This window comes from Polaribacter sp., from assembly GCF_036480315.1.
Lineage (GTDB): Bacteria > Bacteroidota > Bacteroidia > Flavobacteriales > Flavobacteriaceae > Polaribacter.
This window is the reverse complement of sequence record NZ_JAZGGG010000033.1, coordinates 60,793-72,568: the sequence shown is the minus strand read 5'-3', so window position 1 is coordinate 72,568 and position 11,776 is coordinate 60,793. Positions and strand designations below refer to the sequence as shown.

The 11,776-nt window shown below is 32.6% G+C and carries 6 protein-coding genes and 1 tRNA gene; 1 reads left to right on the top strand and 6 read right to left on the bottom strand.

Annotated elements, in window-relative coordinates:
• The 4 genes from V3V28_RS06370 to V3V28_RS06355 form a co-directional block, all read right to left on the bottom strand.
• Positions 1-1,218: a TolC family protein gene (locus V3V28_RS06370; protein WP_331364181.1), complete on the bottom strand. Its 1,218-nt coding sequence runs from the start codon at positions 1,216-1,218 to the stop codon at positions 1-3.
• On the bottom strand, positions 1,215-4,922 hold the full coding sequence (locus V3V28_RS06365) for an efflux RND transporter permease subunit (RefSeq protein ID WP_331364180.1): 3,708 nt from the start codon (positions 4,920-4,922) through the stop codon (positions 1,215-1,217). Before V3V28_RS06365 ends, V3V28_RS06370 begins: the two co-directional genes overlap by 4 nt.
• Before the next feature lie 108 nt (positions 4,923-5,030).
• Positions 5,031-5,444 (bottom strand): HYC_CC_PP family protein, encoded by a 414-nt coding sequence (locus V3V28_RS06360; protein WP_331364179.1) that lies wholly within the window; start codon positions 5,442-5,444, stop codon positions 5,031-5,033.
• A 163-nt stretch (positions 5,445-5,607) separates the two neighbouring features.
• Positions 5,608-5,692, bottom strand: a tRNA-Ser gene (locus V3V28_RS06355).
• A gap of 245 nt (positions 5,693-5,937) precedes the next feature.
• On the opposite strand from V3V28_RS06355, the gene aroC reads away from it, so the two are divergent.
• Positions 5,938-7,002, top strand: coding sequence for a chorismate synthase (gene aroC / locus V3V28_RS06350; RefSeq protein ID WP_331364178.1), 1,065 nt, complete (start codon positions 5,938-5,940; stop codon positions 7,000-7,002).
• 37 nt (positions 7,003-7,039) lie between these two features.
• Here the strand turns inward: aroC and V3V28_RS06345 are convergent, their stop codons facing one another.
• Both V3V28_RS06345 and rpoC read right to left on the bottom strand, forming a co-directional pair.
• Entirely contained in the window at positions 7,040-7,351 is a 312-nt protein-coding gene (locus V3V28_RS06345; RefSeq protein WP_331364177.1) for a DUF3467 domain-containing protein, read from the bottom strand.
• A 118-nt stretch (positions 7,352-7,469) separates the two neighbouring features.
• Complete coding sequence (gene rpoC, locus V3V28_RS06340) at positions 7,470-11,750, bottom strand: DNA-directed RNA polymerase subunit beta' (RefSeq protein ID WP_331364176.1); 4,281 nt, start codon at positions 11,748-11,750, stop codon at positions 7,470-7,472.
• Positions 11,751-11,776 lie beyond the last annotated feature (26 nt).

Sequence of the window (11,776 nt, the reverse complement as noted above, 5' to 3'; positions counted from 1 at the left end):
TTAATTACTTAAATAATTTATTATTGTTGTTTGAACATAATAGTTCTTTATCGATTCGATTTGATTCATTTGAAACTTCAATTGTAATTCCTGAATATCCAACACATCATTAAAATCAATCGTTCCAGTTTCATAGTTTTTGATTAATATTTCCTCTGCATCTTTAGCCTGCTTTAAGTTTATTGTTTGAGTTGCAAAACTTATTCTTGCAGAAATTCTATCGTTTATTGCTTTATCTAAAAGTGTTACCAAGGTATTTAAGCGTTCTTGTTTTTGGAATTCAATCTCCTGTTGTTGCAATTCATTTTGTTTGGATTTCGATTTGTATTTTTTATTGAAAATGGGAATCGACATGGACACCATAGGCATAATAATGTCCTTTCCGTTATCACTAAAATCCATATTCGGTCTTTCTGAAACAGCGATATAATCTAATCCAAAACCAATCATTGGACTGCTTTCTTTTTGGTTCAATAATTCAGATTGTTCTACTGAATGATAGAGTTTATCATATTTCAGCAATTCAGGATGTAATGCTAAATTTTCTAAATTTATTTCAAAATCTTCGGAAGGTAAATTCAATTCATTTATAACATTGACTGAAATAGCTTTATCCCGATTTAAGAGTTTATTAAAATTAGTTTGTTCTGCTAAAAACTGTTGAGTTAAAACTTGTTTGAGTTGTTCTAATTCATTTTGACGCATTTGTAATCGCAAAACATCAACTGCTGAAGCCTTACCAACTTCGACGGAAGTTAAGGCTAACGTTTCGTAGGTTTCAAGTAGTTTTATGTTTTCTGCTAACACTTCCTGTTTCGCCTTGTTAGCATAGAGATTGTAATAGGATTGGGAAACTGAAGCCATTAATTTTCTTTTAGCAATAACAATGTCTTCGTATTTAGCATCAGCCAAGGAATTCACATAGTTTTCTCTTGCTGTTATATTGCCAAACCAAGGCATCATTTGTTTAGCTGACACTTTAAAGCGTTGCGCTCCTGTACGAGTTTCTGGTTCACTTACAAAATAGCCTACTCCAAATTCAGTATTTGGAATAGTGTTAACTTCATTCACTTTTTCAGAAGCTCTTTGGTATTGTAATTCAAATTTTTGAATCTCTGGACTATTTGCTAATGCCTCTTCAATAAACTTTTCTAACTGTTGTGCATTAGAAAAAGCAAATGACAAAAAGCAAATTATTATTAGAATTATTCTTTTCATTTTACTTTTCTTTTAAGTTGAAATTCTTGTTTCCAGCTGTATAACACTGGAACAACAAATAATGTAATTAAAGCGATTAACATGCCACCAAAACTTGGAATTGCCATAGGAATCATAATATCACTTCCTCGTCCTGTTGATGTTAAAACTGGTAATAATGCTAATATGGTGGTTGCTGTGGTCATCAAACAAGGACGAATACGTTTTTCTCCTGCTTCAACAATTGATGCTCTAATCTCTTTCCTGTTTTCTGGTGCATTTCTGTCAAAGGTTTGTTTTAAATAGGTTGCCATGACAACACCATCGTCTGTTGCAATACCAAATAAGGCAATAAACCCAACCCAAACAGCAACACTTAAATTAATTGGGTGCATTTGGAATAAGTCGCGCATATTTTCTCCAAAGAAATTGAAGTTTAAAAACCAATCTTGACCATAGAGCCATATCATTATAAATCCACCTGCAAATGCTACTGCTATTCCAGTAAATACCATAAGAGATGTGGCTACCGAACGGAATTGAAAATATAATATCAGAAAGATAATTGCTAAAGCTAAAGGCACAACAACTGACAAAGTTTTTTCTGCTCTTAATTGATTTTCATACGTTCCTGTGAACTTGTAGTTGATACCTTTTGGCACTACTAATTCACCTGAATCAATTTTTTGTTGAATTAAGTCTTGTGCATTTTCAACGACACTCACTTCTGCAAAACCATCTAACTTGTCAAATAATACATAGCCTACTAAAAAAGTGTCTTCACTTTTAATAACTTGTGGACCTTGTTCGTACCGAATGGTAGCCAATTCACTTAATGGAACAGCACTGCCTTTTTCAACAGGAATATAAATTTGCTGTAAATCAGTTGGATTAGCTCTTAATTCTCTTGGATATCGTACTCGTACTCCATAGCGTTCTCGACCTTCAACGGTTTGGGTTAATACCATTCCACCAACAGCAATTTTTAATACATCCTGTACATCTTGTATGGAAATGCCATAACGAGCAATTTTATCTCTATCAATATCAATTAGCAAATAAGGTTTACCAACAATACGGTCTGCAAAAACAGCCTCTTGTTTAACACCTTCAACTTGTTTGAGTATATTTTCTAATTGGATTCCAAACGCTTCAATTTGTTTTAAGTCTTGTCCTTTCACTTTTATTCCCATAGGTGCTCGCATTCCTGTTTGAAGCATCACTAATCTGGTTTCAATAGGTTGTAACTTTGGTGCTGACGTAACACCTGGTAATTTTGTAACTCTTACAATTTCATTCCAAATATCATCAGGTGATTTAATTTCAGGTCGCCAATTTCGGTAGAACTCACCATCATCTTCTTCAATTAATTGTGATCTTTCAACTGCACTCAAGGTGACATTTTCTGAATTGTTTGGATTTGCTATAAATCGTCCATCTTTCAATTCAAATAAAGCATCTTCATTAACTTTGTAGCGTTGTCGTTCACCATCTGCATTCAGCATATATTCAGATTTATACTGAATTATGTTCTCGTACATTGATAATGGCGCAGGATCTAAAGCAGATTCTGTTCTACCTGCTTTACCAACAACGGTTTCAATTTCTGGAATACTGGCAACAGCCATATCTAATTGCTGTAAAACACGTTTGTTTTCTTCAACACCAGAGTGTGGCATTGAGGTTGGCATCAATAAGAATGAGCCTTCATTTAAAGATGGCATAAACTCTTTACCTGTGTTTTTCATAATAAAAAACCCAGTAATTACAATAGCTGTAGGCACTGATAAGAACAATAACTTATTATCTAAACACCATCTTAAAATTCGTGTATAGTATCTTCTAAATAAGATGAAAACAGCTAATAATACAAAACAAATAACACTTACAAAAATGAGATTCCAAAAGATGCTTTTATCAACACCTAATGGTCTCCAATATTCTGCTAAAAGAAATACAGTTGCAGTTACTGAAATGATAATATTGACAAGGTTTGCTCGCTTTTCATTTAATTTTTCTTGAAGTTTTAATACGCCTGTAATACCAAAACCTATTAAAACTACCCCTAACCAATAACCATAGATAACTCCTATTAATCCAGCTAAAATTAAAGCTGCATTTATAATGTAACTGAAATTCTTTTTTATGCTTTTTCTTCGAAACAAAAACGCTGCAAAAGGCGGAATTAAAAATAATGCCACAATAATTGAAGCTGTTAAAGCAAAGGTTTTTGTAAAGGCTAATGGTCTAAATAATTTTCCTTCTGCACCAATCATAGTAAATACAGGAATGAAACTAATAATCGTTGTCATTACTGCTGTAACTATGGCACCAGACACTTCTGCGGTAGCATTATAAACTACTGTATTTATTGGTAGTTTTCCATCGTCTTCGTCTAAATGCCTAATAATATTTTCGGAAAGTATAACACCTACATCGACCATTGTACCAATAGCAATAGCAATACCTGAAAGTGCTACAATATTGGCATCAACACCAAACAGCTTCATGGCTATAAAAACCATTAACACAGCAACAGGTAATAAGCCTGATATTAATATAGAAGCTCGAAGATTAAATACCATTATGATAATCACGAGAATGGTTATCATAATCTCTAATGTTAAGGCTTCATTTAGTGTTCCTAATGTTTCTTGAATCAATTCTGTTCTGTCATAAAAAGGAATAATAGTAACTTGAGAAGTTCTTCCATCTGCTAACACTTTAGAAGGTAATCCTGCGCTTAACTCATTAATTTTGCCTTTTACATTGTTGATGACTTCCTTCGGATTTGCTCCATAACGAGCGACTACAACAGCACCAACAACTTCTGCACCTTCTTTATCTAATAATCCTCTACGTGTTGCAGGACCTAACGATACTTTACCTATGTCTTTAATTCGTATAGATGTATAATTTTCAGACGTGACTACTGCATTTTCTATATCTTCAATAGATTTTACATAGCCCAAACCACGTACTAAATATTCTACTTGGTTAATTTCTAATGTTTGTGCTCCAATGTCTTTATTACTTTCTTTTACAGCTTTCACAACGTGATGCAATCCAATATTATATTGACGCATCAATTCTGGATTGACATCTACTTGATATTCCTGAACGTAACCACCAATTGAAGCCACTTCAGATACGCCACTTGCAGACGATAATGCATATTTTACATAGTAATCTTGAATGCTACGCAACTCTTGTAAATCCCAACCACCAGTAACGTTTCCATTTTCATCACGACCTTCCAATGTATACCAAAAAATTTGGCCTAAACCTGTTGCATCTGGACCCAAAGCAGGATTAACACCTTCAGGTAATAATCCGCTTGGTAATGAGTTTAGTTTTTCGAGGATGCGACTACGACTCCAATAAAATTCTACATCTTCTTCAAAAATGATATAGATACTTGAAAAGCCAAACATAGAAGAACTACGGATGGTTTTTACTCCTGGAATTCCCAATAGGGAAGTGGTTAGAGGATACGTAATTTGGTCTTCTATATCTTGAGGTGAACGACCATCCCATTTAGTAAATACGATTTGTTGGTTTTCACCAATATCTGGAATGGCATCTACTGCTACAGGATTACTTGGTAAAAATCCTGTATCCAAATTAAAAGGTGCGTTGACAGTTCCCCATCCGATGAAAAGGACCAGTAGCAGAACTGCCACGAGTTTATTTTCTATTAAAAACTTGATACTTTTATTTAGCATTAACTTTGATTATTAAACAGTTAGAAATTGATGTTAAAAAAACATCGAACGTAACAAATTATCCAAATGAAATAAATTCACAGGATAATACAGTCTAGTGTTTAAAAATCAAATTAAATAAGACTCGTCAATCTTGAAGATTTGATTGATGACGAGTGGTGGTTCGTATACTGCGTAAGGAGATACATTTTCTTCTAAAGCTTCAAAAAGATTGGTATAAGTGTAAATAAATGAAGCTAAAAATACTTGTTGTTCTAGAGAAACAGCATCAACTTGTGTATGTAATTCGTTTTGTCCATCAACAGCTATTTGTTGATCGTTACAGCATTTTTTTTTGATGATAGCGCAACCTTTAGTAGATGGATTCTCCATTTCCATACCACAGCCTTCAGCTTTATGAAAAATAACAGTTTCTACTAATTCATCGCCACAATAATGCATGTTTACTGTAAACGACATTGTAGATAATAACACTACAAAAGCCATTACAATTGACATTATTTTATGGAATATTTGCTTCATACTGATTACAAAGGTAGTAAAATTTTACAACTGATGATTTTAGTTATCAGAAGTTTAACATGACAAAATAATCTTGAAATGCTAAACAATTCTTTTTTTTTAAAATATTTGATAAATGTATCTATTAAAAAATAAAAACCTCACAATAAATTGTGAGGTTTTGCGGAGAAAGAGGGATTCGAACCCCCGGACCTGTTACAGTCAATAGTTTTCAAGACTACCGCATTCGACCGCTCTGCCATTTCTCCAGTGTGTCTCATCAGCTATTCGCTGAATGCGGCTGCAAATATAGAAAGCTTTTTTAATTAATTAAAATAAAAAAGGTATTATTTTTATTTTATTTTGAATATCATTTATAAGCGCACATATCTTTCTATTAATCAACGTTTATAGATGAATTAGAGTTGTTAGAAATCATTACAAAACTGATTAAATTTAGATTTCTTGTATACTAGTTTGTTATATTTGCTTCACTATTCTAATTATATAATTTATGTCGTTTAATTCTTTTGGAAATTTATTAAAAGTAACCACTTATGGAGAATCTCATGGAACTGCTATTGGTGGAGTTATTGATGGTTTTCCTGCAGGATTAAAGCTTGATTTAGAAGCTATTCAAAATGAGCTAAATAGACGTAAACCTGGACAATCAAAAATTGTAACACAACGTAAAGAACCAGATACTGTTGAATTTCTTTCAGGTATTTTTGAAGGAACCACAACCGGAACTTCAATTGGTTTTATAATTAGAAATACAAACCAGAAAAGTAAAGATTACAACCATAATACAAATGTTTACAGACCTTCTCATGCAGATTACACCTATGATCAAAAGTATGGTTTAAGAGATTTTAGAGGTGGCGGAAGAAGTTCTGCACGTGAAACCGCAAATTGGGTTGTTGCTGGTGCTTTAGCTAAGCAATTAATTGCAAGCATCAATATTAATGCATTTACATCTTCTGTTGGAGATATTTTTATAGACAAACCGTATCAAGATTTAGACTTTTCTAAAACTGAAAATAATATTATTCGATGTCCAGATGAAACTTCCGCAGAGAAAATGATTGCTAGAGTTCAAGAAATTAGAAAAGCTGGAGACACAATTGGAGGAACAATTACATGTGTTGCTCAAAATGTGCCTGTTGGTTTAGGTGAACCTATTTTCCAAAAACTTCATGCTCAATTAGGTAGTGCAATGTTATCTATAAATGCTGTAAAAGGTTTTGAGTTTGGTAGTGGTTTTTGTGGAGCAAAAATGAAAGGTACAGAACATAATGACATTTTTAATGCAGATGGTTCTACACAATCTAATTTATCTGGAGGAATTCAAGGAGGAATTAGTAATGGTATGGATATCTACTTTAGAGTCGCATTTAAACCAGTAGCAACTATTATGAGTGCTCAACAAACTATAAATTCTGAAAATAAAGTTACGGAAATAACTGGTAAAGGAAGACACGATCCTTGTGTTGTACCAAGGGCTGTACCAATTGTAGAAGCGATGACTGCTTTGGTGTTAGCAGACTTTTGGTTACTTAATAAAACAAGAAAAATATAATATAAAAAAAAACGAAACTTTTAAGTTTCGCTTTTTTTTATGCTTGTCCTGTCGGTCCAAAATTCATTGGCATTGTAGGTTGTTCGTACTCTTTTATTTCACCATTAGCTTCTTCAAATTTTCTAACATTATCTGCTAAAGCTTTTGCTAATCTTTTTGCGTGTTGTGGTGTTAAAATTATTCTAGATTTTACTTTTGCTTTAGGTACACCAGGCATAATATTAATAAAGTCTACAATAAATTCTGATACAGAATGATTAATAATTGCCAGGTTAGAATAGGTACCTTCAGCAATTTCTTGATCTAATTCTATATTTAACTGTCCATCTTTATTCTGATTTTCTTCCATAATTTATAGTATTAAATTGTGCTTTTTTATCTTAAAATAAAAAAAGTTGAATTGAATAGTGTAAATAAGTTACAGTAAACAATTCAACTTTTAAAATATTTAACGCTTAAACGTTTATTTAGAAATTTCCACTTTGTTCCATTTCATCTTTAGAACCAACAATTACATTGTCGTAAGCTCTCATTCCTGTTCCTGCTGGAATTCTCTTACCAACAATTACATTCTCTTTCAGTCCTTCTAAAGTATCTATTTTACCACTTACAGCAGCCTCGTTTAATACTTTTGTAGTTTCTTGGAAAGAAGCTGCAGAAATAAACGATTTTGTTTGAAGTGATGCTCTTGTAATACCTTGTAAAACTTGTTCTGCTGTTGCAGGTTTTGCATCTCTTGCTTCAACTAAGTTCTTGTCATTTCTTCTTAATAAAGAATTTTCATCTCTTAATTGACGTGCAGTGATAATTTGACCTGCTTTTAAGTTTTCTGAATCTCCAGTTTCCTCAACAACTTTCATTCCGTATATAGCATCGTTATCTTTGATAAAGTCAATTTTATGAATTAATTGATTTTCTAGGAATAAAGTATCTCCAGAATCAATAATTTTAACTTTACGCATCATTTGACGTACAACTACTTCAAAATGTTTGTCATTAATTTTTACACCTTGTAAACGGTATACTTCTTGTATTTCATTTACTAAATACATTTGTACTGCAGAAGGTCCTTTAATTCTTAAAATATCTGAAGGAGTTGTTGCTCCGTCTGATAATGGCATACCTGCTTTAATAAAGTCATTTTCTTGAACTAAAATCTGGTTAGAAAGCTTAACTAAATACTTTCTAATATCACCTGTTTTAGATTCAACAATAATTTCTCTATTACCACGCTTAATTTTTCCGAAAGATACAACACCATCAATCTCTGATACTACAGATGGATTAGAAGGATTACGTGCTTCAAATAATTCTGTTACACGAGGTAAACCTCCAGTAATATCTCCTGCTTTACCAGATTTTCTTGGTATTTTAACTAACGTATGACCAGGTTCTACTTTATCTCCATCATTAACCATTAAGTGTGCACCTACTGGTAAACTGTATGAACGTAAAGCATTACCATCTTTATCTTCAACAATTAAAGACGCAATTAGTTTCTTGTTTTTAGAATCGATCATTACAATCTCCTGGAAACCAGTTTGCTCATCAACCTCTACAGAGTAATTAATACCTTGTGTTAAATTGTCAAACTTCACTTTTCCTCCAAATTCTGAAACAATTACACCGTTAAATGGATCCCATTGAACAATTGTGTCTCCTTTTTTAATAGACTTTCTTTCTTTATCAAAAATGATAGAACCGTAAGGAAGTATATTTGTACTCTGTGTAATTCCTGTTTTCTTATCTATAATTTTAATTTCCGCAGTTCTAGAAATTACAATATCAATTTCTTTACCATCACTGTCTTTTCCAACAACTGTACGTAAATCATCAATAGTAACTTTACCATCAAACTTTGCAATTAATTTATTTTCTTCAGAAATATTACCTGCAACCCCACCAACGTGGAAGGTACGTAATGTTAACTGTGTACCAGGCTCTCCAATAGACTGTGCTGCAATTACACCAACTGCTTCACCGATTTGAACTTTATTAAGAGTTGATAAACTTTGTCCGTAACATTTAGCACAAATACCTCTTTCAGATTCACATGTTAATGCAGATCTTACTTGTACAGAATCTATACCTGAAGCATCTACTTTATCTGCTAATTGAGATGAAATTGGTTGATTTGCTTCTAATAATAGTTCTTCTGTTAATGGATGATAAACATCGTTTAAAGAAACTCTACCATCAATTCTGTCTGATAAAGATTCTACAATCTCATCATTTTTCTTTAATGGAGTAACTTCTAAACCTCTTAATGTACCACAATCTTCTTCATTTACGATAACATCTTGAGAAACATCTACCAACCTACGAGTTAAGTAACCAGCATCTGCCGTTTTTAAAGCGGTATCTGCAAGTCCTTTACGCGCACCGTGAGTAGATATAAAGTATTCAAGAATTGATAAACCTTCCTTAAAGTTAGAAAGAATTGGATTCTCAATAATTTCACCACCACCAGCAGTAGATTTTTTAGGTTTTGCCATTAATCCACGCATACCTGTTAACTGACGAATTTGTTCTTTAGAACCCCTTGCACCAGAATCAAGCATCATGTAAACCGAGTTAAAACCTTGTTGGTCTTCACGTAAGTTTTTCATAGACAATTCAGTTAATCTGTTGTTGGTAGAACCCCAAACATCAATTACCTGATTGTAACGCTCTTTTTGCGTTAACATACCCATATTATAGTTACCTACAATTACATCCACCTCTTTATTGGCTTCATCAATCATAGATTGTTTTTCTTTAGGAATAATAATATCCCCTAATGAGAAAGATAAACCACCTTGAAAGGCAAATTTATAACCCATATTTTTTATCTGATCTAAAAAGTCTCCAGTTGTAGGAATATCAGTAGCTTTTAAAATACCACCAATAATTCCACGTAAATTCTTTTTAGTTAAAACTTCATTGATATAACCAGCAGCAGCAGGAACTTTTTCATTAAATAAAACTCTACCAACAGTAGTTTTTATTATTTTTCTAACTTGCTCTCCGTTTTCATCAACATCGTAAGTTCTTACTTTAATTCCAGCATTTAAGTCTACCATTTCTTCGTTAAAAGCAATAGTTACTTCTTCTGGTGAATAAAAAGTTAATCCTTCTCCTTTAATTTTAACTTCTGGAGTAGAGATTCTTTCTTTAGTCATATAGTATAAACCAAGTACCATATCCTGAGAAGGAACTGTTACTGGAGCACCATTTGCAGGATTTAAGATATTATGGGAAGCCAACATTAATAATTGTGCTTCTAGAATAGCTTCTGGTCCTAATGGTAAGTGAACCGCCATTTGATCTCCATCAAAATCCGCATTAAATGCTGAACATGCTAAAGGATGTAATTGTATTGCTTTTCCTTCAATTAATTTTGGTTGAAAAGCTTGTATACCTAGTCTGTGTAAAGTAGGAGCCCTGTTTAATAAAACTGGATGTCCTTTAATTACATTTTCTAAAATATCCCAAACAACTGGCTCTTTTCTATCTATTATTTTCTTTGCAGATTTAACTGTTTTTACAATTCCTCTTTCAATTAGTTTTCTAATTACAAAAGGCTTGTAAAGTTCAGCTGCCATATCTTTAGGGATACCACATTCTGAAAGTCTTAATTCTGGTCCAACAACAATTACAGAACGTGCTGAATAATCTACACGTTTTCCTAATAAATTCTGGCGGAAACGTCCTTGTTTACCTTTTAATGAATCTGATAAAGATTTTAAAGGTCTGTTAGATTCAGTTTTTACTGCTGATGATTTACGTGTATTATCAAACAAAGAATCTACAGATTCTTGTAACATACGTTTCTCATTACGTAAAATAACTTCAGGAGCTTTTATCTCAACTAATCTTTTTAAACGATTGTTTCTGATAATAACTCTTCTATATAAATCATTTAAATCTGAAGTTGCAAAACGACCTCCATCTAATGGTACTAATGGTCTCAATTCTGGTGGAATTACCGGAACTGCTTTCATTATCATCCATTCTGGATTATTCTCTCTATTCTTTTGAGAATCTCTAAATGCTTCAACAACATTTAAACGTTTTAATGCTTCAGTTTTACGTTGTTTAGACGTTTCTGTATTTGCTTTGTGTCTTAATTCAAAAGATAATGCTTCTAAATCAATACGAGCTAATAAATCAATTAGACATTCAGCTCCCATTTTAGCGATAAACTTATTTGGGTCTTCATCATCTAAATATTGATTTTCAGCAGGAATTTCTTCAAGAATATCTAAATATTCTTCTTCCGTTAAGAAGTCCATTTTTTGTAATGGTTCTCCTTCAACATTTTTAGCAATACCTGGCTGAATTACTACGTAACGTTCGTAGTAAATAATCATATCTAACTTTTTGGATGGTAAACCTAAAAGGTATCCCATTTTGTTAGGTAATGATCTAAAGTACCAAATATGAGCTACAGGGACTACCAAGTTGATATGTCCTACTCTATCTCTACGTACTTTTTTTTCTGTTACTTCTACTCCACATCTATCACAAACAATTCCTTTGTAACGAATTCTTTTGTACTTTCCACAAGCACATTCATAATCCTTTACAGGACCAAAAATACGTTCACAAAATAAACCATCTCTTTCAGGTTTGTGTGTACGGTAATTTATAGTTTCTGGTTTTAAAACTTCACCTTTAGAAATTTCTAAAATAGCTTCTGGTGATGATAAACCGATTGAGATTTTGTTAAACTTTTTTACAGTGTACTTCTCTTGTTTTCTTGCCATGTCTTTTAATAAGTATTCAGTTGGCA

Excerpts from the sequence above, each read along its gene's own strand:
- V3V28_RS06360 (WP_331364179.1), bottom strand. The coding sequence starts at position 5,444 with ATGAAGCAAATATTCCATAAAATAATGTCAATTGTAATGGCTTTTGTA.
- aroC (WP_331364178.1), top strand. The coding sequence starts at position 5,938 with ATGTCGTTTAATTCTTTTGGAAATTTATTAAAAGTAACCACTTATGGA.
- V3V28_RS06370 (WP_331364181.1), bottom strand. The coding sequence starts at position 1,218 with ATGAAAAGAATAATTCTAATAATAATTTGCTTTTTGTCATTTGCTTTT.
- V3V28_RS06345 (WP_331364177.1), bottom strand. The coding sequence starts at position 7,351 with ATGGAAGAAAATCAGAATAAAGATGGACAGTTAAATATAGAATTAGAT.
- V3V28_RS06365 (WP_331364180.1), bottom strand. The coding sequence starts at position 4,922 with ATGCTAAATAAAAGTATCAAGTTTTTAATAGAAAATAAACTCGTGGCA.
- rpoC (WP_331364176.1), bottom strand. The coding sequence starts at position 11,750 with ATGGCAAGAAAACAAGAGAAGTACACTGTAAAAAAGTTTAACAAAATC.